This is a genomic window from Pseudomonas sp. L-22-4S-12 (assembly GCF_009799935.1).
Taxonomy (GTDB): domain Bacteria; phylum Pseudomonadota; class Gammaproteobacteria; order Pseudomonadales; family Pseudomonadaceae; genus Aquipseudomonas.
Genome location: NZ_WELL01000010.1, coordinates 103,966 through 124,731 on the forward strand (window position 1 = coordinate 103,966; position 20,766 = coordinate 124,731).

The 20,766-nt window shown below is 66.1% G+C and carries 18 protein-coding genes; 3 read left to right on the forward strand and 15 right to left on the reverse strand.

Translation table 11 applies throughout. The annotated features are described in order from the left end of the window. Positions 1-317 precede the first annotated feature (317 nt). Together F3I16_RS19265 and gspD are read left to right on the forward strand one after the other, a co-directional pair. Positions 318-905: a type II secretion system protein N gene (locus tag F3I16_RS19265; RefSeq protein ID WP_372239663.1), complete on the forward strand. Its 588-nt coding sequence runs from the start codon at positions 318-320 to the stop codon at positions 903-905. Then, complete coding sequence (gene gspD / locus F3I16_RS19270) at positions 902-2,851, forward strand: type II secretion system secretin GspD (protein WP_160495145.1); 1,950 nt, start codon at positions 902-904, stop codon at positions 2,849-2,851. The genes F3I16_RS19265 and gspD overlap by 4 nt, the downstream gene beginning before the upstream one ends. A 45-nt stretch (positions 2,852-2,896) precedes the next feature. On the opposite strand, the gene F3I16_RS19275 is transcribed toward gspD, so the two are convergent. The 15 genes from F3I16_RS19275 to leuC form a co-directional block, all read right to left on the reverse strand. After that, on the reverse strand, positions 2,897-3,142 hold the full coding sequence (locus F3I16_RS19275; RefSeq protein ID WP_160495146.1) for a GlsB/YeaQ/YmgE family stress response membrane protein: 246 nt from the start codon (positions 3,140-3,142) through the stop codon (positions 2,897-2,899). 92 nt (positions 3,143-3,234) lie between these two features. Next, positions 3,235-4,446: an O-succinylhomoserine sulfhydrylase gene (locus tag F3I16_RS19280; RefSeq protein WP_160495147.1), complete on the reverse strand. Its 1,212-nt coding sequence runs from the start codon at positions 4,444-4,446 to the stop codon at positions 3,235-3,237. 10 nt (positions 4,447-4,456) lie between these two features. Next, positions 4,457-5,962: an amidophosphoribosyltransferase gene (gene purF / locus F3I16_RS19285; protein ID WP_160495148.1), complete on the reverse strand. Its 1,506-nt coding sequence runs from the start codon at positions 5,960-5,962 to the stop codon at positions 4,457-4,459. 35 nt (positions 5,963-5,997) lie between these two features. After that, positions 5,998-6,561, reverse strand: a complete 564-nt coding sequence (locus tag F3I16_RS19290; protein WP_160490819.1) for a CvpA family protein — start codon at positions 6,559-6,561, stop codon at positions 5,998-6,000. A 107-nt stretch (positions 6,562-6,668) separates the two neighbouring features. After that, positions 6,669-7,253, reverse strand: coding sequence for an SPOR domain-containing protein (locus tag F3I16_RS19295; protein ID WP_160495149.1), 585 nt, complete (start codon positions 7,251-7,253; stop codon positions 6,669-6,671). After that, complete coding sequence (gene folC / locus F3I16_RS19300; RefSeq protein WP_160495150.1) at positions 7,237-8,538, reverse strand: bifunctional tetrahydrofolate synthase/dihydrofolate synthase; 1,302 nt, start codon at positions 8,536-8,538, stop codon at positions 7,237-7,239. Before folC ends, F3I16_RS19295 begins: the two co-directional genes overlap by 17 nt. Then, complete coding sequence (accD, locus tag F3I16_RS19305) at positions 8,535-9,425, reverse strand: acetyl-CoA carboxylase, carboxyltransferase subunit beta (RefSeq protein ID WP_160490816.1); 891 nt, start codon at positions 9,423-9,425, stop codon at positions 8,535-8,537. The genes folC and accD overlap by 4 nt, the downstream gene beginning before the upstream one ends. A 141-nt stretch (positions 9,426-9,566) precedes the next feature. After that, positions 9,567-10,187 carry a phosphoribosylanthranilate isomerase gene (locus F3I16_RS19310; RefSeq protein ID WP_160495151.1) on the reverse strand — a complete coding sequence of 207 codons (621 nt, stop codon included), beginning with the start codon at positions 10,185-10,187 and terminating at the stop codon, positions 9,567-9,569. A gap of 82 nt (positions 10,188-10,269) precedes the next feature. Next, positions 10,270-11,136, reverse strand: coding sequence for a tRNA pseudouridine(38-40) synthase TruA (truA, locus tag F3I16_RS19315; protein ID WP_160495152.1), 867 nt, complete (start codon positions 11,134-11,136; stop codon positions 10,270-10,272). Between the two features lie 3 nt (positions 11,137-11,139). Continuing rightward, positions 11,140-13,929 carry a FimV family protein gene (locus F3I16_RS19320; RefSeq protein WP_160495153.1) on the reverse strand — a complete coding sequence of 930 codons (2,790 nt, stop codon included), beginning with the start codon at positions 13,927-13,929 and terminating at the stop codon, positions 11,140-11,142. A 153-nt stretch (positions 13,930-14,082) separates the two neighbouring features. Continuing rightward, positions 14,083-15,096 (reverse strand): aspartate-semialdehyde dehydrogenase, encoded by a 1,014-nt coding sequence (locus F3I16_RS19325; protein ID WP_160495154.1) that lies wholly within the window; start codon positions 15,094-15,096, stop codon positions 14,083-14,085. 111 nt (positions 15,097-15,207) lie between these two features. Next, a complete protein-coding gene (gene asd, locus F3I16_RS19330) occupies positions 15,208-16,320 on the reverse strand; it encodes an aspartate-semialdehyde dehydrogenase (RefSeq protein WP_160495155.1) in 1,113 nt (370 codons plus the stop codon). 54 nt (positions 16,321-16,374) lie between these two features. Beyond that, entirely contained in the window at positions 16,375-17,457 is a 1,083-nt protein-coding gene (gene leuB, locus F3I16_RS19335) for a 3-isopropylmalate dehydrogenase (protein ID WP_160495156.1), read from the reverse strand. A gap of 90 nt (positions 17,458-17,547) precedes the next feature. Further along, on the reverse strand, positions 17,548-18,195 hold the full coding sequence (gene leuD, locus F3I16_RS19340) for a 3-isopropylmalate dehydratase small subunit (protein ID WP_160495157.1): 648 nt from the start codon (positions 18,193-18,195) through the stop codon (positions 17,548-17,550). Positions 18,196-18,206: 11 nt separating this feature from the next. Continuing rightward, positions 18,207-19,634 carry a 3-isopropylmalate dehydratase large subunit gene (gene leuC, locus F3I16_RS19345; protein WP_160495158.1) on the reverse strand — a complete coding sequence of 476 codons (1,428 nt, stop codon included), beginning with the start codon at positions 19,632-19,634 and terminating at the stop codon, positions 18,207-18,209. A gap of 211 nt (positions 19,635-19,845) precedes the next feature. On the opposite strand from leuC, the gene F3I16_RS19350 reads away from it, so the two are divergent. Further along, positions 19,846-20,745 carry a LysR family transcriptional regulator gene (locus tag F3I16_RS19350; protein WP_160495159.1) on the forward strand — a complete coding sequence of 300 codons (900 nt, stop codon included), beginning with the start codon at positions 19,846-19,848 and terminating at the stop codon, positions 20,743-20,745. Positions 20,746-20,766 lie beyond the last annotated feature (21 nt).

Sequence of the window (20,766 nt, forward strand, 5' to 3'; positions counted from 1 at the left end):
TTTAGCAGCAAATTCGCCGGACCTGGCACGCCTGCCGCGCCCGCCAGACGCCCGCAGCGCAGGAGCCAGCGGGCTTGCCGGCCGCTCGACACGATGGCGGCGGCGATTGCCGCCCCGCCTGGCGATAGCGCACAGCGCCGAGACTTGCGGTATGGTTGGCGCGGCCCGCGCATGACGGGCCGCGTCGGCGCACGCTGGATGCAGCGCCAGGCGACAAACAATAAGAAAGTCATTGGGGGAGTGAAGCATTGAGTGCAACGGGCACCCGCGTTCCTGGCTGGCTGCGTCGCCATGGTGTGACGGGCCTGTGCATACTCGTGGTCATCGCCATGAGCCAGAGCCTCTCGTGGCAGGCCCTGGACCTCGCACGCCTGCTGCGCGCCACGCCACCCGCCCCCGCCGCCGCGCCTGTCGCGCCCCAGGCACAGCTCGCCCTCGACGCCCTGCAAGACCTGTTCGGCACGCCCCTGCAGGCGCGCGGCGACCAGCCCGCGCCGCCGACCAGCCTGCAGCTGACCCTGCTGGGCAGCTTCGTCAACCCGGACAGCCAGCGCTCCACGGCGATCATCCAGGTCGCCGGCGGCAAACCCCAGCGCCTGACCGTCGGCGAGCCGCTCAATGCCGGCGTGCGCCTGCAGGCCGTGCACCAGGACCACGTGGTACTCAGCCGCAACGGCCGCGAGGAAAGCCTGCATTTCCCCCGCCTGCGCACGTCAACCGCCACGCCGCGCAGCGCCCAGCCGGTGACTCAGCCGCCGATCAGCGACCAACAGCATGAGCAACTGCAGGACGAGGATGTCCAGCTTCTGCAGCAGCGCATAGCGACTCTCCGCCAACAAATGGAAGACGAGGGTGCCCCCGCGGCCCCCACCGAAGCGACCGAAGTGACCGAAGCCAAGCCATGACCCACTCGAAACGCGTGCCGCCGAAACACCTGCCCCTCGCCCTGCTGCTGGCCATCAGCTGCCTGGGCGCCCCTCTGCCGCCAGCCCAGGCGGCCATCACCGCGGGCGCGAGCAGCCAGCAAGGGGAAAGCTGGACCATCAACATGAAGGATGCGGATATCCGCGACTTCATCGAGCAGGTGTCCAGCATCAGCGGGCAGACCTTTGTCATCGACCCGCGCGTGAAGGGCCAGGTCACGGTGATGTCGCAAGCGCCGCTGGGCCTGAGCGAGGTCTATCAGCTGTTTCTCTCGGTGATGAGTACCCACGGTTTCTCGGTCATCGCCGAGGACGACCAGGCGCGCATCGTGCCCAACGCCGAGGCCAGGGCCGACGGCTCCGCCGCAGGCACGGCCAACACCCTGGAAACCCGCGTGCTGCAGGTGCAACAGAACTCCGTGACCGAGCTGATCCCGCTGATTCGCCCGCTGGTGCCGCAATACGGCCACCTGGCCGCCGTGGCCTCGGCCAACGCGCTGATCATCAGCGACCGCCCGGCCAATATCGCCCGCATCGAGCAACTGGTGCGCCAGCTGGACCAGGCCAACCAGCAGGACTACACGGTCTACGACATGCGCCACGCCTGGGTGATGGACGCCGCCGAGGTGCTCAACAACACCCTCAACCGCGGCCAGGCCAAGGGCACCGCCAGCGCCACCCAGGTGGTCGCCGACAGCCGCACCAACCGCCTGCTCCTGCTCGGCCCGGCCGAAGCCCGGGCGAAGATGCTGGCCCTGGCCAAATCCATCGACACGCCATCCTCGCGCTCGGCCAACACCCGGGTGATCCGCCTGCGTCACAACGATGCCAAGACCCTGGCGGAAACCCTCGGCGAAATCAGCGAAAGCCTGAAATCCGCCGAAGGCAGCGCGGAAGGCGGCAGCGGCAAGCCCAAGCAGATGCTGATCCGCGCCGACGAAAGCCTCAACGCCCTGGTAATCCTGGCCGATCCGGAGACGGTGAGCATGCTCGAGGACATCGTCCGCCAGCTCGACGTGCCGCGCGCCCAGGTACTGGTCGAGGCCGCCATCGTCGAGATTTCCGGCGACATCCGCGACGCCCTGGGCGTGCAGTGGGCCGCCAAGGGCAGCGACGGCATCGGCGGGGTCAACTTCAACAATACCGGCCTGTCGATCGGCACCTTTCTCGGCGCGCTGCAGGACCAGAAGCTCCCGACGCCGCTGCCCAATGGCGCCATCATCGGCATTGGCAACAGCGACTTCGGCGCGCTGATCACCGCGCTGTCGTCCAACAGCAAGAGCAACCTGCTGTCCACGCCGACCCTGCTGACCCTGGACAACCAGAAGGCGGAAATCCTGGTGGGGCAGAACGTGCCGTTCCAGACCGGCTCCTACACCACCTCCACCGATGGCGCGAGCAACCCCTTCACCACCATCGAGCGCCAGGACATCGGCGTGACGCTCAAGGTCACCCCGCACATCAACGAAGGCGCCACCCTGCGCCTGGAGATCGAGCAGGAGATCTCCTCGCTGGTGCCCTCCCCGGCCAACGTCACGGTGTCCGACGTGATCACCAACAAGCGCTCGATCAAGAGCACCATCCTGGCCAATGACGGCCAGGTCATCGTGCTGGGCGGCCTGATCCAGGACGACGTCACCCGCACCGACTCGAAAGTGCCGATTCTCGGCGACATCCCCCTGCTCGGGCGGCTGTTCCGCTCCACCGAAGACACCCACGTCAAGCGCAACCTGATGGTGTTCCTGCGCCCGGCGGTAGTCCGCGACGCCAACGGCCTGGCTAACCTGAGCAACAAGAAGTACAGCGATATCCGCGTGCTCAGCCAGCCCATCGGCGACGAGCCGGGCCTGTTGCCCAGCGATCCGCAGCGCCTGTTCGACCCCAGGGACGGCGCCGAGCCGGCCATCGACCTGCGCCCGCAGCCGTAATCCGGCGCAACGCTTGCCCGCTCCCCTGATCGGGAGCGGGCGGATTCAGGCCTTCTTGATCAGGCCGACGAGCACCAGCAGCACCAGCGCACCGATCACCGCGGTGACCAGCGAACCGATCAGCCCGCCACCGGCCGACACGCCGAGATAGCTGAACAGGTGGCCGCCGATCACCGCGCCGACAATGCCGACCACCAGGTTGCCGAGCAGGCCGAAACCGCCGCCACGCAGCAGCTTGCCGGCGATCCAGCCGGCAACGGCACCGATAATCAGGAACAGGATGAGGTTCATGGGCGCACCTGGCTTGATGGTTGTTCAACCAAGCCTAGACCACTGCGCACCCGCAACCTGCCCGGCGGTTTGCCCGCCGGGCAGCCACCACCTCAGAGCACGGCCAGGCCGCGGGCCAGATCGGCCTTGAGGTCGAGGATATCTTCCAGGCCCACTGCCACCCGGATCAGGTTGTCGCGGATACCGGCATTGGCCCGTTCCTGCGGCGACAGACGGCCGTGGGAGGTGGTGGCTGGGTGGGCGATGGTGGTCTTGGTATCACCCAGGTTGGTGGTGATCGAGATGACCTTCGTCGCGTCGATAAAGCGCCAGGCCGCTTCCTTGCCACCCTTGACCTCGAAACTGACCACCGCGCCGAAGCCGCTCTGCTGGCGCTTGGCCAGCTCGTACTGCGGATGGCTGGGCAGGCCGGCATAGTAGACATGCTCGATGCCCGGCTGCTGCTCCAGCCACTGCGCCAGTTCTAGGGCGCTGGCGCAATGGGCCTGCATGCGCACGCGCAGGGTTTCCAGGCCCTTGAGGAACATCCAGGCATTGAACGGGCTGAGGGTCGGCCCGGCAGTACGCAGGAAGCCGACGATCGCCTCCATCTGCGCCTTGCGCCCGGCCACCACGCCACCCAGGCCACGGCCCTGGCCGTCGATGTACTTGGTCGCCGAGTGCATGATGATGTCCGCCCCCAGCTTCAGCGGCTGCTGCAGCGCCGGGGTGCAGAAGCAGTTGTCCACCACCAGCAGCGCGTCGCGGGCATGGGCGATCTCCGCCAGAGCAGCGATATCCACCAGCTCGGCCAGCGGATTGGACGGTGACTCGACGAACAGCAGCTTGGTATTGGGCTTGAACGCCGCCTCCCAGGCCGCCAGGTCGGCCAGCGGCGGGTAGTCGACCTGCACGCCGAAACGCTTCAGGTAGCGCTCGAACAGGCTGATGGTCGAGCCGAACACGCTGCGCGACACCAGCACATGGTCACCGGCGCTGCACAGGCTCATGACGATGGCCAGGATCGCCGCCATGCCGGAGGCGGTGGCCACCGCCTGTTCGGCGCCTTCCAGAGCCGCGATGCGCTCCTCGAAGGCGCGCACTGTGGGGTTGGTGTAGCGCGAATAGACGTTGCCCGGCACTTCGCCGGCAAAGCGCGCGGCGGCATCGGCGGCGCTGCGGAACACGTAGCTGGAGGTGAGGAACATGGCCTCGCCATGCTCACCCTCCGGGCCACGATGCTGCCCGGCGCGCACGGCCAGGGTATCGAAGCCCACGCCGTCGAGATCGCTGTCCAGTCGCCCTGCTTCCCAATCCTGGCTCATCGGCTCGCCCTCAGTCGTTGTGCAGATCGATGATCGCGCTGACCGCCTCGGCGGTGGCCTTGCTGGCGTCGTTGCGCGCCTGCTCGATCTTGTTCAGGTAGGCCTCGTTGACGTCGCCGGTGACGTACTGGCCGTCGAACACCGCGCAGTCGAAATGCTCGATCTTGACCTTGCCGCCGCCGACCGCGTCCTTCAGGTCTTCGAGATCCTGATACACCAGCCAGTCGGCGCCGATCAGCTCGGCCACCTGCTCGGTGCTGCGGCCATGGGCGATCAGCTCGTGCGGGCTGGGCATGTCGATGCCGTAGACGTTCGGGTAGCGCACGGCCGGCGCCGCCGAGCAGAAGTACACGTTCTTCGCCCCGGCTTCGCGGGCCATCTGGATGATCTGCTTACAAGTGGTGCCGCGGACGATGGAGTCGTCCACCAGCATCACGTTCTTGCCGCGGAACTCCAGCTCGATGGCGTTGAGCTTCTGCCGTACCGACTTCTTGCGCGCGGCCTGGCCGGGCATGATGAAGGTGCGACCGATGTAGCGGTTCTTGACGAAGCCTTCGCGGAACTTCACGCCCAGGTGGTTGGCCAGCTCTAGCGCCGAGGTGCGGCTGGTGTCCGGAATCGGGATGACCACGTCGATGTCGTGATCCGGGCGCTCGCGCTGGATCTTCTCGGCCAGTTTCTCGCCCATGCGCAGGCGCGCCTTGTACACCGACACGCCGTCCATCAGCGAGTCCGGGCGGGCCAGGTAGACGTGCTCGAAGATGCACGGCGACAGCTGCGGGTTTTCCGCGCACTGGCGGGTGTGCAGGTGGCCGTCTTCGGTGATGTACACCGCCTCGCCCGGGGCCAGGTCACGGATCAGGGTGAAGCCGAGCACGTCGAGGGCCACGCTCTCGGAGGCGATCATGTATTCCACGCCGTTGTCGGTGTGGCGATGGCCGAAGACGATCGGACGGATCGCATAGGGGTCGCGGAAGCCGACGATGCCGTAGCCGGTGATCATCGCCACCACCGCATAGCCACCCTTGCAACGCGCATGCACACCGCTGACCGCGGCGAACACGTCTTCCTCGGTCGGCTGCAGCTTGCCGCGCACGGCCAGCTCATGGGCGAACACGTTGAGCAGCACTTCCGAGTCGGAGTTGGTGTTGACGTGGCGCAGGTCCGATTCGTAGATCTCGCGCGACAGCTGCTCGACGTTGGTCAGGTTGCCGTTGTGCGCCAGGGTGATGCCGTAGGGCGAGTTGACGTAGAACGGCTGCGCCTCGGCGGAACTGGAGCTGCCCGCGGTCGGGTAGCGCACGTGGCCGATGCCGATCTGGCCGACCAGGCGCTGCATGTGGCGCTGCTGGAACACGTCCCGTACCAGGCCGTTGTCCTTGCGCAGAAACAACCGGCCGCCATGGCTGGTCACGATACCGGCAGCGTCCTGGCCGCGATGCTGGAGGACGGTCAGCGCGTCATACAGCGACTGGTTGACGTTGGACTTACCGACAATACCGACAATGCCACACATGTGACGCAACCCCTACGTTGTGGATCAGGCTAAATCTACAGGCTCTCGGGCAGCTTGGGCTGCACCAGTACCTCTTTGAACGGCAGATCGGCCGGCGCGCTGATACCGCTCGCCAACCACTGACTGGACAGACTGAGAATCAGGTTCTTCGACCAGTCCGCCACCATCAGAAAATGCGGCATCAGACTCGACTGCTGCCACCATTTGTCCTGTTGCACCGGCGCCAGGCTGACCAGCCCGACCAGTACCACCACCAGCAGGGCCCCGCGCGCTGCGCCGAAGACCATGCCGAGAAAACGGTCGGTGCCCGACAGCCCGGTGACCCGGATCAGCTCACCGATCAGGAAATTGACCAGCGCACCGACCAGCAGGGTGGCGATGAACAGCATGGCGCAGGCGGCGATAACCCGCATCGACGGGGTTTCGATGAATTCCGTGAGGTGCTGCGACAGGGCGCCGCCGAACATCCAGGCGACCACACCGGCGATGATCCAGGTCAGCAGCGACAGGGCTTCCTTGAAGAAACCGCGCTTGAGGCTGATCAAACTGGAAATGGCGATGACGGCGATGATCGCCCAATCGACCCAAGTGAATGCCACGATGCTGCCTACAGACGGGAAAGGCGGCGGATTTTAACAGAGCCAAGCCCCATCGGGTAAGTCGGCTTTGCGCAGCCGCGGCCCGGCCTCGCGCAAGGCCGGCGCAATCAGTTGCTTTCCGGCTGAAAACGCACGACGAAGCCGTTGAGCTTCTGCTGGCGATTGAGCTGGTCGCGCAGGCGATCGGCTTCGGCGCGCTCGACCAGCGGCCCGACGAACACCCGGTTCATCCCTTCGAACGTGCGCACATAGGCGTTGTAACCCTGGCTGCGCAGCTTCTTCTGCAGTTCTTCGGCGCCGCTGCGGCTGGACAGGCTGGCCAGCTGCACCGACCAGCTGACCGGCAGGCTGCTGGCATCCAGGCGTGCCGGCTCTGCCGGTGCCGCGGGCTGGCTCGGCTCGACCAATGCCACGGCAGCCGGTGCGGCTGCTGGCGGCGCTTCGGCGACCTCGGGTACATCCAGCGGCTCGACCGGCGGCACCTGTTCCTCGGCAATCGGCTGCGGCACCTCGACCGGGTCCAGCGCCACCTCGGGGATCGCCGGGGCCTGCGGCATGGCGGGCGCATCCACCACCACCTGGCGCAGCTCGTCCTCACGGGAAAACAGCATCGGCAGGAAGATCACCGCCAGCGCCACCAGCACCAGCGCCCCGACGATTCGCTGCTTCAGCCCCTTATCCAGCACAGCCATTACCCGCCTCCGCCTGTTGCCCCAGCCATTCCAGGGCCTCGGCCACACAATAGAAAGACCCGAACACGAGAATCTCATCTTCGGCCGTAGCCTGTCGGCACTGTGCCAACAATGCCTCGGCAACACTGTCGCAGGCAAGCGCGCCGGCACCCAGATTGGCCAAAGCCGCCTGCAGCTCACCGGAAGGCCGGCTGCGCGGGCTCGGCAGCGGCGCCACCGCCCAGCCCTGCACTTCACCCAGCAACGGTTTCAGCACCCCGGCCAGATCCTTGTCCTGCAACAGGCCGAACACCGCCAGGCGCCGCCCCAGCGGCGGGCGTGCCGCCAGGCGGGAGGCCAGGTAATCGGCCGCATGCGGGTTATGCCCGACATCCAGCAGCAGCTGCAGGGTCTTGCCCTGCCAGTGCAGCTGGCGACGATCCAGGCGACCGGTGACCCGGGTACTCAGCAAGGCGGCGCGGATATCCTCGGCCTGCCAGGGCAGATCCAGCTGGGCATAGGCCTGCAGGGCCAGGGCCGCATTTTCCATGGGCAGATCGAGCAGCGGCAGGTCGTGCAGCTCCAGCACGGTGCCGGCCGCATTCAGCCCCCACCAATGCCAGCCCTGCTCGCCAATGGCGAGGTCATAGTCGCGCCCGCGCAGGAAGAACGGACAATCGAGCGCGGCCACCCGCTCCAGCAGCGGCCGCGGCGGATCGAGGTCGCCGCACAGCGCAGGCTTGCCCTGGCGCAGGATGCCGGCCTTTTCGAAGGCCACCGACTCACGGCTATCGCCCAGCCAGTCGGCGTGATCGATGCCGATGCTGGTGATCAGCGCCAGGTCGGCGTCGATCAGATTGACCGCATCCAGCCGTCCGCCCAGGCCGACCTCCAGCACCAGCGCATCCAGGCCGGCACGTTCGAACAGCCAGAATGCCGCCAGGGTGCCCATCTCGAAGTAGGTCAGGGAAATCTCGCCGCGCGCGGCCTCGACCGCGGCGAAGGCCGCGCACAGGGCGGCATCGTCGGCCTGCTGGCCGGCGATCTGTACCCGCTCGTTGTAGCGCAGCAGGTGCGGAGAGCTGTAAACCCCGACGCGCAGGCCTTGCTGCTGCAGCAGCGAGGCCAGGAAAGCACAGGTGGAACCCTTGCCGTTGGTGCCGGTAACCGTGATCACCCGCGGCGCGAGCGGCCCCAGGCCGAGTCGCTCGAGCACCTGCTGGCAGCGCTCCAGGCCCATGTCGATGGCACTGGGGTGCAGCTGCTCGAGGTAGGCGAGCCAGTCGGCGAGGGTGCGCTCACTCATGCCGTGGCCGGAACCTGGGCCAGGGCGGGAGCCGGCAGGTGCTGCAGTTGCGCCAGCAGGCGGGCCAGACGCGGGCGCAGTTCCTGGCGGTGAATGATCATGTCGATGGCGCCGTGTTCGAGGAGGAACTCGCTGCGCTGGAAGCCTTCCGGCAGTTTCTCGCGCACGGTCTGCTCGATCACCCGCGGGCCGGCGAAGCCGATCAGCGCGCGCGGTTCGGCGACGATCACATCACCGAGCATGGCCAGGCTGGCGGAAACCCCACCGTAGACCGGGTCGGTCAGCACGGAGATGAAGGGAATGCCCTCCTCGCGCAGGCGCGCCAGCACGGCGGAGGTCTTGGCCATCTGCATCAGCGAAATCAGCGCCTCCTGCATGCGTGCGCCGCCGGAAGCGGCGAAGCACACCAGCGGGCAGCGTTTTTCCAGGGCGACGTTGGCGGCACGCACGAAGCGCTCGCCGACGATGGCGCCCATGGAGCCGCCCATGAAGCTGAACTCGAAGGCGCAGGTCACGATCGGCATGCCGAGCAGCGTACCGCTCATGGACACCAGCGCATCCTTCTCGCCGGTATCCTTCTGCGCGGCGCTCAGGCGATCCTTGTACTTCTTGCTGTCACGAAACTTCAGGCGATCGACCGGCTCCAGCTCGGCACCGATCTCCTCGCGCCCCTCCGGATCGAGGAAGATGTCCAGGCGGCTGCGCGCATCGATACGCATGTGATGGTTGCACTTGGGGCAAACATCCTCGGTCTTTTCCAGCTCGGGGCGATACAGCACGGCGTCGCAGGACGGACACTTGTGCCACAGGCCTTCCGGCACCGAGCTCTTCTTGACCTCGGAACGCATGATCGAAGGGATCAGTTTTTCTCTCAACCAGTTGCTCATGCTCACTCTCCGTAGCTGACCCGGGACGACTCTACAATCCCGGCAAACTCATACTCGCGGCCCGCCAAACCCAGCCGAAGCGGACCCTGCGGGACAATTCAAAGACTGCTTATGGACGGCAGGCACTGCCGGCCCGTCACATCAGCCACCCTGCGCCGCACGAATAAAAGCCCTGACCTTGTCCGCATCCTTGATGCCCTTGGCCGACTCCACGCCGCCACTGACATCCACCGCATAAGGGCGCACACGAGCAATCGCCGCCGCGACACTCTCCGGCGTCAGGCCACCGGCCAGGATCACCGGCTTGGACAAGCCAGCCGGCACCAGCGACCAGTCGAACGCCAGGCCCGTACCGCCGGGAACGCCTTCGACGAAGGTATCCAGCAGTACACCGGCAGCCCCCGGATAACGGGCCACCTGCGCCGCCACATCGTCACCGGCCTTGACCCGCAACGCCTTGATATAGGGCCTGCCGTGCCCCTCGCACTGTTCGGCGCACTCATCGCCGTGGAACTGCAGGAGATCCAGGGGCACCTGCGCCAGGATCTGCCGCAGTTCGTCGCGCCCGGCATCGACGAACAGGCCCACCGTCGTCACAAAAGGCGGCAAGGCCGCGATGATCTGCCGCGCCTGCGCCACGCTGACCGCGCGCGGGCTCTTGGCGTAGAACACCAGACCGATGGCATCGGCACCCGCTGCGGCTGCGGCAAGCGCATCCTCGACCCGGGTGATGCCACAAATTTTGCTGCGAACGGCTGACAAGTAGAAGCACCTTGTAGGGAAAAAACGATGGTAGCAAAAGGCCTCGGGCGCTGTTGAGGGTTTTTCGCGCCATCGCGAGCGCTTATGCGCCCGCCATCACATCCGGCAAGCCGGAGAGGAAGTGCGGCCCCAGGTAGCGCTGCGGCAGGTCGAACTGCGCCGGGTACTCCACCTGCACCAGGTACAGGCCGTAAGGATGGGCGGTCACCCCGCCGGTGCGGCGCACGCGGCTTTCCAGCACCTCGGCCACCCACTCCACCGGCCGCTCGCCGGCACCAATGGTCATCAGTACCCCGGCGAAGTTGCGCACCATGTGATGGAGAAAGGCATTGGCGCGGATATCCAGCACGATGAAGCGCCCATGCTCGAGCAGCTCCAGGTGATGCACCGTCTTGATCGGCGACTTGGCCTGACACTGGCGCGCACGAAAGGCACTGAAGTCATGGGTGCCGATCAGGTAACGCGCCGCGGCGCGCATGCGTTCGACATCCAGCGGCCGGTGGTTCCAGGTCACCTCTTCGGCCATGTGCGCCGGGCGGATCTGGTCGTTGTAGATCACGTAGCGGTAGCGCCGCGCCATGGCACTGAAGCGTGCATCGAAGTCGGGCGGCATGGCCTTGGCCCAGGTGACGCTGATATCCGCCGGCAAGTTGAGGTTGGCGCCCATCACCCAGGAATGCATGGTGCGCTCGACACTCGTGTCGAAATGCACCACCTGACCGCTGGCATGCACCAGCGCATCGGTGCGACCGGCGCAGCTCAGGACCACCGGCGCGCCGCCGGCGACCTTGGACAGGGCCTTTTCCAGGCTCTCCTGAATCGACGGCACCCCGGCGCGCTGGCGCTGGAAGCCGCGATAACGCGAGCCCCGGTATTCGACGCCCAAGGCAATCCTGGAAACGCCAACGGCAGCCGAATCGGCTGCCGCTGTTGGTACTGCTTCAGACATGTATCAGACCAGTTTACCGATCAGCTCGCGCGCTTCCTGCTGCTGACCTTCATTACCTTCGGCGACTACTTCGTCGAGGATATCGCGAGCACCTTCGGTGTCGCCCATGTCGATATAGGCCCGCGCCAGATCCAGCTTGGTCGCGGTCTCATCGGTTCCCGAAAGGAAGTCGAAATCGTCGTCCATATCCAGTCCTGCGGCTGCGGCCGGCTCTTGCGCAGGGGCAAAGGCCAGGTCGTCGGCAAGCAGGTCGTCATCCAGACCGCCGCCCAGTTGCTCCAGTTCGGTGCTGACTTCATCCAGCTGCGCGGCAAAACTGTCGGCGGCAGGCGCGCTCGCAGCCGGCTCATCGGCTAGCGACAGATCGAAATCGGCCGACATATCCAGTTCGGCTTCGACCGGAGCAGAGCTCAGCGACACCGCCGGCTCGTCTTCCAGGCTGAGCATGAAGTCGTCATCGGCCAGCTCGCTCGGCTTGCTGTCGACTGGCAGATCCAGGCTGAAGTCGGCCAGATCGTCGCCCAACTCCAGCGCGTCAGCCGTGCTGTCGGCGCCGAGGTCCAGATCGAAGTCCAGGTCAGCGGCCGCACTGGACTCGGCAACCGGGGCGTCGAAGCTCAGGGCATCCAGGTCGGCATCGGCCAGCTTGGGCGCATCCTGCAGGTCGCTTTCCAGTTCATCCAGGCTCAGGTCGAAGGCGTCATCCAGATCGGCACCCTTGGCCGGAGCGGAAGGCTCGTCCAGGGTCAGATCGTCGAGGCTGAAGGAGTCCATGTCATCCAGCGCCGCCATGCTGCCAGCGGCTGCCGCGATCATGGCCGGGTACTTGGCCTTGAGCTGGTCGACATTGGCGGCAGCGCCACCGATCTCACGCAGCTCCTGATCCTGGCGGGCAAAACCGTCGCGGTCGCCTAGCTCGGCATAGACTTCCATCAGTTTCAGGCGCAGATCGGCGCGCTGCGGCTCGTCGTTGATCGCGTTCAGCAGCAGCTCGGCGGCCTGGCTGAACTTGCCGTAGGCGATGTAGATATCCGCCTCACCCAGGGCATCGGCGGTCTGCGGAGCAACACGCTCCTGCTCGCGCACCACGGTTTGCGCAGAAGCATCGCCCAGGTCGGCGAAGCTGTCTTGCGGCATGTCCAGATCGGCTTCGAAGGTGCTGCCCAGATCGTCGCTGGCCAGGCTGTTCTGCAGCTCGGCTTCCTTCATCGCATTGCGCCGCGACAGCACCATCAGGCCGACCAGCAGCGCCAGCAGCGCACCGCCGCCAACGGCGCCGAGCAGCATCGGATTGGCCAGCAGGTCATCGATGAAGCTGCTCGGCTGCGGCTCGGCTGCCACGACCGGAGCCGGTTTGGCGGGCGCCGCAGGCTTGGCCGGAGCAGCCGGCGCAGGGGCGGCGACTGCGGGCTTGGGCGCCTCGACCTTGGCGGCCGGCTCTTCGCTGTAGTTGTAGTCGGGGGCGGCCGGCTTCGCGGCTTCCGCCACCGGAGCCGGTGCGACCGGCGCCTCAGCCGGTTTGGCTTCAACCGGCTTGACTTCAACCGGCTTGGTTGCGGCAGGCTCGACTGCTTGCGGCTTGGTCTCTACCGGCGCGGCAGGCTGCGCCGGTGCAGCCGGAGCGGCTGCCGGCTGGCTGGCCAGATCGGATTGCAGCTTGGCCAGTTGATCGTCCTTCAGGGCGATCAGCTTCTGCAGTTTGTCCAGCTGGCTCTGCAGATCGGTCATGCGCCCCTTCAGCTCTTCGTTTTCACGACGAGTGGAGTCCAGGCTTTCCTTGGTCACGGCCAGCTGGTCGTTGAGCGCCTTGCTGTCGCCGGCGCCCTTCTCGCTGCCACCGGCCGACTTGCCGCTCTCGGCGGCCACCAGCTTCAGGCTGTCCTTGCTTTCGGCCTTGGCTGGCGCGGCGCCGGCCTCGGAACGCTTGGTCGCATCCAGCTGACGCGAACCGGCGCTGGCCAGGCTGCGGCCTTCGCGCCAGGCGGTATTCTGCGCGGTCACCTGGGCGATGGCCTCGGCCTGGCTGCGGCTCTTGATCTGCTGATCATCGGGCAGGCGCAGCACCTGGCCACTCTTCAGTCGATTGATGTTGCCGTCGACGAAGGCACCCGGGTTGAGTTCCTGGATCGCCAGCATGGCCTGGTGCACGGAGCCGCCCTGGCGGGTGCGCTGGGCGATTTCCCACAGCGTATCGCTGGAGGTGGTCTTGTATTCGTTACCCTGGAGCTGGCTGGGCGCGCTGGCCGGTGCGGCTGGTCGGCTGGCGACCGGAGCCGCAGACGGAGCGACCGGACGCGGGGTCGGCGCGGCCGCCTGCGGGCGGGGCGCCGGAGCCGACACCGGCGCGGCGACCGGCAGGCGCGGGGCCGCAGCCACTACCGGTTGCGGCGAGTAGAGCGGCGGATCGAGCAGCAGGGTGTATTCACGCAGCAGGCGACCGTTGGGCCACAGCACTTCCACCAGGAAATTCAGGTAGGGCTCGTTCACCGGCTTGCTGGAGGTGATGCGGATCACGCTCTTGCCGTTGGGCTTGATCACCGGCGTGAACTTGAGGTCGGTCAGGAAGTACTGGCGATCGACGCCAGCCTTGTTGAACTCCTCCGGGGACGCCAATGCCGGAATCACCTCGGCAGTGCCGAGATCGCGCACCTCGAGCAAATCGATTTCCGCCACCAACGGCTGGCTCAGCGAGGACTTGAGGGTAACTTCCCCCAGCCCAAGCGCATGCGCCGTACCGGAGGTCAGCGCCGAAGCAGCGGCGATTGCCAGCACCAGTTTGCGAACCCGAACCATAGCGTAATCCCTTGTTTTATCTTTTTTTCTCGATAATCGAGAGGATTTTGAAGGTCACTGCCTGCACCCGCCTACAGCGGTTCCCCGTCAGCGAACAGCCAAACCAGTATTGCCAAGCTAGAAAGATTCTTCAAATTTGGGGCTAAGTATCTTTTACAGATAGTGTTTTATCAATAACTCGCCTATTTGCACAGCATTTAGCGCGGAGCCTTTTCGCACATTATCAGACGCAATCCACAAATTGAGTTCGGCCGGATCATCCAGCCCCGTGCGCAGACGCCCCACATACACCTCGTCCTGCCCCACGGCGTCGCCGACCACGCTCGGATAATCGCCGGCCTCGACCAGCTCGATGCCGCCCTGCGCCTCCAGCAGCCGGGCGACCTGGGCAAGATCCACGGTTTCGGCGGCCTGCAGCGAAACGGCCAGGCTATCACCGAAGAACACCGGCGCCTGCACGCAGGTGGCCGCGACGCGCAGCTCCGGCAGCGCCAGCACCTGCTTCAGCTCCTCGGCCAGCTGGCGCTCCAGCAGCGCGTGACCGCCCTCTTCCTCCAGCCCGCCGACCTGGGCCAGCAGGTTGAAGGCGATCTGCCGGTCGAACACCCTGGACTCCAGCGGACGCATATTGAGCAGTTCGGTGGTCTGTCGGGCCAGCTCGGCAACCCCCTCGCGCCCCTGGCTGGATACCGCCTGGGCCGCCATCACGTTGATCTTCTGCAGCGCCAGCGCGGCCCGCAACGGTGCCAGCACCAGCGCCAAGGCCACCACCAGCGGCTGCGGACTGCTCAGCAGAAAAGGCGCCTGCAGCCCGGCCAGCAGCTCGGCATTGGCCTCCGGCACCAGGCGCGGCGCCTGCTGCAGGGGCAGCGCGCCGCTCAGGTCGATCACCGTGCAACCGGCACCCTGGGCCTTCGCCGCATAGGCCTGGGTGACGGACGCGCCCGCACAGAAGAACACCAGCTGCACCTTGGCGAAGTCGAAATCGGCCAGCTCGCGCACCCGCAGGTTCTTGCCCTTGAATGGCACCGACTGCCCTGCCGAGGCGCTACCGGCCAGCAGATGCAGGCTGGCCAGCGGAAAGGCGCGCTCTTCGAGCAGTTGCACCAGGGTTTCACCGACCGTGCCGGTGGCACCGATCACGGCGATATCGAAAAGCTTGGACATCAGCAGGCCTTACCCAGAGAAGCGAATGGACGGCACTCTAACCGGCGCCGCCCGTACAGGCAATTTGCCGCCCACAATGAACAAGGGCCGGTGTTGACCGGCCCTTGTTGCTTAACGCTCCAGCAGGATGCGCAGCATGCGTCGCAGCGGCTCGGCCGCGCCCCACAGCAGCTGGTCGCCGACGGTGAAGGCGCCGAGGTACTGCGAGCCCATGTTGAGCTTGCGCAGGCGCCCGACCGGCACGCTGAGGGTGCCGGTGACGGCGGTCGGCGTCAGCTCGCGCATGCTGGCTTCACGCTGGTTCGGCACCAGCTTGACCCAGGGGTTGTGCTGGCTGATCAGGCCTTCGATATCGGCCAGCGGCACATCCTTGTTCAGCTTGATGGTCAACGCCTGGCTGTGGCAACGCATGGCGCCGATGCGCACGCACAGGCCGTCGACCGGGATCGGGCTCTTGTTGCGCCCGAGGATCTTGTTGGTCTCGGCCTGGCCCTTCCACTCTTCGCGGCTCTGCCCGTTCGGCAGTTCCTTGTCGATGTAGGGGATCAGGCTGCCGGCCAGCGGCACGCCGAACTGGTCGGTGGGGAAGCCTTCGCCACGCATGGCCTCGGCGACCTTGCGGTCGATGTCGAGAATGGCGCTGGCCGGATTGGCCAGGTCATCGGCCACCGAGGCGTTGATCGCACCCATCTGCTTGATCAGCTCGCGCATGTTCTGCGCCCCGGCGCCGCTCGCAGCCTGGTAGGTCATGGCGCTCATCCACTCGACCAGACCGGCTTCGTACAGGCCGCCCAGGGCCATCAGCATCAGGCTGACGGTGCAGTTGCCGCCGATGTAGTTCTTGGTGCCGGCATCCAGCGACTGGTCGATGACCTTGCGGTTGACCGGGTCCAGCACAATCACCGCGTCATCGGCCATGCGCAGGCTGGAGGCCGCATCGATCCAGTAGCCCTGCCAGCCGGCTTCGCGCAGCTTGGGGAAGACTTCGCTGGTGTAGTCGCCACCCTGGCAGGTGAGGATCACGTCGAGGCTTTTCAGCTCGTCGATGCTGTAGGCATCCTTCAGCGGAGCAATGTCCTTGCCCACGGCCGGGCCCTGGCCGCCGACATTGGAGGTGGTGAAGAACACCGGCTCGATCAGGTCGAAGTCACGCTCTTCCAGCATGCGCTGCATGAGCACGGAACCGACCATACCGCGCCAACCGATCAGACCTACACGTTTCATAACGACTACACCTTTATATACAACCCGCCGGGCAGTCCCGGAGGGGTTGAAAGATTACAGACTACGCAGCGCTTCGACTACCGCATCACCCATGCCGGCAGTACCGACTTTGGTCATGCCCGCGGAGAAGATGTCGCCGGTGCGCAGGCCCTGATCCAGCACCTTGCTCACGGCCAGCTCGATGGCATCGGCCGCGGCGGCCTGATTGAAGCTGTAGCGCAGCATCATCGACACCGAGAGGATGGTCGCCAGCGGGTTGGCGATGCCCTGCCCGGCGATGTCCGGCGCCGAGCCGTGGCACGGCTCGTACATACCCTTGTTGCTGGCGTCCAGCGAGGCGGACGGCAGCATGCCGATGGAACCGGTGAGCATGGAAGCCTCATCCGACAGGATGTCGCCGAACATGTTGTCGGTGACCATCACGTCGAACTGCTTGGGCGCGCGCACCAGCTGCATGGCGGCGTTGTCCACATACATATGGCTCAGCTCGACGTCCGGGTAGTCCTTGGCCACTTCTTCGACCACGGCGCGCCACAGCTGGCTGGAGGCCAGCACGTTGGCCTTGTCCACCGAGCACAGCTTGTTGCCGCGCACGCGGGCCATGTCGAAACCGACCTGGGCGATGCGGCGGATCTCGCTCTCGCTGTACGGCAGGGTGTCGTAGGCCATGCGCTCGCCGTTTTCCAGCACCTTGCTTTCGCGCGGCTGGCCGAAGTAGATGCCGCCGGTCAGCTCACGGACGATGAGGATGTCCAGGCCGGCGACCACTTCCGGCTTCAGCGACGAGGCCTCGGCCAGCTGCGGGTAGAGGATGGCCGGGCGCAGGTTGGCGAACAGCCCCAGCTGCGAACGGATCTTCAGCAGGCCGCGCTCCGGGCGCAGGGCCGGCTCGATCTTGTCCCACTTCGGCCCGCCGACGGCGCCGAGCAGGATGGCATCGGCGGCGCGCGCGCGCGCCAGGGTCTCGTCGGCCAGCGGCACGCCGTACTTGTCGACGGCAGCGCCACCCAGCTCATCGAAGCTCAGCTCGAAGCCCAGGCTGTACTTGTCGTTGGCCAACTGCAGCACCTTGACCGCCTCGGCCATGATTTCCGGGCCGATACCGTCGCCGGGGAGAATCAGAATCTGCTTGCTCATTGCATTCCTCATTTATTCAGCAAGGCCCGGCATTTTCGTCACCGAACCTCTGTCCGGCGGGTTACGGCCTGCGGCCTAACCCACCCTACATCACTTGATCGCGCCGAACAGCCAGGGGCTGCTCTGCTGGTGTTTGGCCTCGAAGGCCTTGATCGCATCACTGTCCTGCAGGGTCAGGCCGATATCGTCCAGACCGTTGAGCAGGCAGTGCTTGCGGAAGGCGTCGACCTCGAACCGGTACTGCACGCCGTCCGGGCGGGTCACGGTCTGCGCCGCCAGGTCCACGGTCAGCTGGTAACCCTCGGTGGCCTCGGCCTGCTGGAACAGCGCGTCGACCTCATCCTCCTTGAGGATGATCGGCAACAGGCCGTTCTTGAAGCTGTTGTTGAAGAAGATGTCGGCGAAGCTCGGCGCGATGATGGTGCGGAAACCGTACTCTTCCAGCGCCCAGGGCGCGTGCTCGCGACTCGAACCGCAGCCGAAGTTCTCGCGCGCCAGCAGCACGCTGGCACCCTTATAACGCGGGAAGTTCAGCACGAAGTCCTTATTGATCGGACGGCCCGAGCTGTCCTGGTTCGGCTGGCCGACATCCAGGTAGCGCCACTCGTCGAACAGGTTGGGGCCGAAGCCGCTGCGCTTGATCGACTTGAGGAACTGCTTGGGGATGATCTGGTCGGTGTCGACGTTGGCGCGGTCGAGCGGCGCAACGAGGCCGGTGTGTTGGGTGAACGCTTTCATATTCCGTCTCCTCAGGCCTGCATCAGTTCGCGTACATCGATGAAATGACCAGTCACCGCGGCGGCGGCGGCCATGGCCGGGCTGACCAGGTGGGTACGCCCGCCGGCGCCCTGGCGGCCTTCGAAGTTGCGGTTGGAGGTGGAGGCGCAATGCTCACCGCTGCCCAGCTTGTCCGGGTTCATCGCCAGGCACATGGAGCAGCCCGGTTCACGCCATTCGAAACCGGCCTCGATGAAGATCTTGTCCAGCCCTTCGGCCTCGGCCTGCGCCTTGACCAGGCCGGAGCCCGGCACCACCAGCGCCTGCTTGACGCTGCCGGCGACCTTGCGGCCCTTGGCCACCTCGGCGGCGGCGCGCAGGTCCTCGATCCGCGAGTTGGTGCAGGAGCCGATGAACACGCGATCCAGCCGGATATCGGTGATCGCCTGGTTGGCGGTCAGGCCCATGTATTTCAAGGCGCGGACGATGGAGTCGCGCTTGACCGGATCGGCCTCGGCGGCCGGGTCCGGCACGCGCTGGTCGACGGCCAGGACCATTTCCGGCGAAGTGCCCCAGCTGACCTGCGGCTTGATCTCGGCGGCATCCAGCTCAACCACGGTGTCGAAGTGCGCATCGGCATCGGACACTAGGTCGGCCCAGGCGGCCACGGCCTTGTCCCAGTCGCTGCCTTTGGGCGCGAACGGACGGCCCTTGACGTATTCGACGGTCTTCTCGTCCACCGCCACCAGGCCGACGCGGGCACCGGCTTCGATGGACATGTTGCAGATGGTCATGCGCCCTTCCAGGGACAGCTCGCGAATCGCGCTGCCGGCGAACTCCAGGGCATGGCCGTTGCCACCAGCGGTGCCGATCTTGCCGATCACCGCGAGGACGATGTCCTTGGCGGTGACGCCGGCAGGCAGCTGGCCCTCGACGCGCACCTGCATGTTCTTCATCTTCTTGGCCACCAGGCACTGGGTGGCGAGCACGTGCTCGACCTCGGAGGTGCCGATGCCGTGGGCCAGGGCGCCGAAGGCTCCGTGGGTGGAGGTGTGCGAGTCGCCGCAGACCACGGTCATGCCCGGCAGGGTGGCGCCCTGCTCCGGGCCGACCACGTGAACGATGCCCTGGCGGCTGTCGTTCATCTTGAATTCGAGGATGCCGAAGTCGTCGCAGTTCTCGTCGAGGGTCTGCACCTGGATGCGCGACACCTCGTCGGCGATGGCTTCCAGGCCGCCCTGGCGCTCGGCCTTGGTGGTCGGCACGTTGTGGTCCGGGGTGGCGATATTGGCGTCCACTCGCCAGGGCTTGCGCCCGGCCAGACGCAGCCCTTCGAAGGCCTGCGGCGAGGTCACTTCGTGGAGGATCTGCCGGTCGATGTAGATCAGCGACGAACCATCGTCGCGGCGCTTCACCTCATGCATGTCCCAGAGCTTGTCGTACAGCGTTTTGCCGGCCATCGGAGCAATCCTCATCAGCGGTTTGGGGGGCGTAGGGTCTATGGCCCTTCTACCCATGTGGCGATCCTAGGGGCTGGCAACGAATAACTCCAATTCATAATTTTTATCCAAAGCATTCCTTGTCGGAATGCGCTGCGCTATAAGCTTGCTTCTATATGCCGCGCGCAACCGCGCCGCCCGTCACTCGCCATCCGCGGCCCGGAGCTACAGCATGGACCTCGCCAACCTCAACGCCTTTCTCGCCATCGCCGAAGCCGGCAGCTTCTCCGAGGCCGCCGAACGCCTGCACCTGACCCAGCCGGCGGTGAGCAAGCGCATCGCCGGCCTGGAACAGCAGCTCAAGGTGCGCCTGTTCGACCGCCTGGGCCGCGAAGTCAGCCTCACCGAAGCCGGCCGCGCCCTGCTGCCGCGCGCCTACCAGATCCTCAACGTGCTGGACGACACCCGCCGCGCGCTGACCAACCTCAATGGCGAGGTCACCGGCCGCCTGACCCTGGCCACCAGCCACCACATCGGCCTGCACCGCCTGCCGCCCCTGCTGCGCGCCTTCACCCGCGCCCACCCGCAGGTGGCGCTGGACATCCAGTTCCTCGACTCGGAAGTGGCCTACGAGGAGATCCTCCACGGTCGCGCCGAACTGGCGGTGATCACCCTGGCCCCGGAAACCCGCGAGCCGGTGCGCGCCGTAGCGGTGTGGGACGACCCACTGGACTTCGTCGCCGCCCCCGAGCACCCGCTGGTGCGCAACGGCGGCGCGGTCCGCCTGGCCGATGTGGCCCGGCACCCGGCGGTGTTTCCCGGCGACAACACCTTCACCCACCATATCGTGCGCCGCCTGTTCGAGGCCGAAGGGCTGACGCCGAACATCGGCATGAGCACCAACTACCTGGAAACCATCAAGATGATGGTCTCCATCGGCCTGGCCTGGAGCGTGCTGCCGCGCACCATGCTCGACGAGCAGGTCACCCGCCTGCCGCTGCCCGGCATCCAGCTGAGCCGCCAGCTCGGCTACATCCTGCATACCGAACGCACCCTGTCGAATGCGGCCAAGGCCTTCATGAGCCTGCTCGACGAACAGCGCACCCAGCCCGGCGCAGCCCTGCCCCACTAGCCGCGCGGCAACCCCGTCACA

Bases quoted from the DNA above. Each gene is read 5' to 3' on its own strand.
- gspD (WP_160495145.1), top strand. From the start codon at position 902: ATGACCCACTCGAAACGCGTGCCGCCGAAACACCTGCCCCTCGCCCTG.
- F3I16_RS19275 (WP_160495146.1), bottom strand. From the start codon at position 3,142: ATGAACCTCATCCTGTTCCTGATTATCGGTGCCGTTGCCGGCTGGATC.
- F3I16_RS19280 (WP_160495147.1), bottom strand. From the start codon at position 4,446: ATGAGCCAGGATTGGGAAGCAGGGCGACTGGACAGCGATCTCGACGGC.
- purF (WP_160495148.1), bottom strand. From the start codon at position 5,962: ATGTGTGGCATTGTCGGTATTGTCGGTAAGTCCAACGTCAACCAGTCG.
- F3I16_RS19295 (WP_160495149.1), bottom strand. From the start codon at position 7,253: ATGGCTGTGCTGGATAAGGGGCTGAAGCAGCGAATCGTCGGGGCGCTG.
- folC (WP_160495150.1), bottom strand. From the start codon at position 8,538: ATGAGTGAGCGCACCCTCGCCGACTGGCTCGCCTACCTCGAGCAGCTG.
- accD (WP_160490816.1), bottom strand. From the start codon at position 9,425: ATGAGCAACTGGTTGAGAGAAAAACTGATCCCTTCGATCATGCGTTCC.
- truA (WP_160495152.1), bottom strand. From the start codon at position 11,136: ATGTCTGAAGCAGTACCAACAGCGGCAGCCGATTCGGCTGCCGTTGGC.
- F3I16_RS19320 (WP_160495153.1), bottom strand. From the start codon at position 13,929: ATGGTTCGGGTTCGCAAACTGGTGCTGGCAATCGCCGCTGCTTCGGCG.
- F3I16_RS19325 (WP_160495154.1), bottom strand. From the start codon at position 15,096: ATGTCCAAGCTTTTCGATATCGCCGTGATCGGTGCCACCGGCACGGTC.
- asd (WP_160495155.1), bottom strand. From the start codon at position 16,320: ATGAAACGTGTAGGTCTGATCGGTTGGCGCGGTATGGTCGGTTCCGTG.
- leuB (WP_160495156.1), bottom strand. From the start codon at position 17,457: ATGAGCAAGCAGATTCTGATTCTCCCCGGCGACGGTATCGGCCCGGAA.
- leuD (WP_160495157.1), bottom strand. From the start codon at position 18,195: ATGAAAGCGTTCACCCAACACACCGGCCTCGTTGCGCCGCTCGACCGC.
- leuC (WP_160495158.1), bottom strand. From the start codon at position 19,634: ATGGCCGGCAAAACGCTGTACGACAAGCTCTGGGACATGCATGAGGTG.
- F3I16_RS19350 (WP_160495159.1), top strand. From the start codon at position 19,846: ATGGACCTCGCCAACCTCAACGCCTTTCTCGCCATCGCCGAAGCCGGC.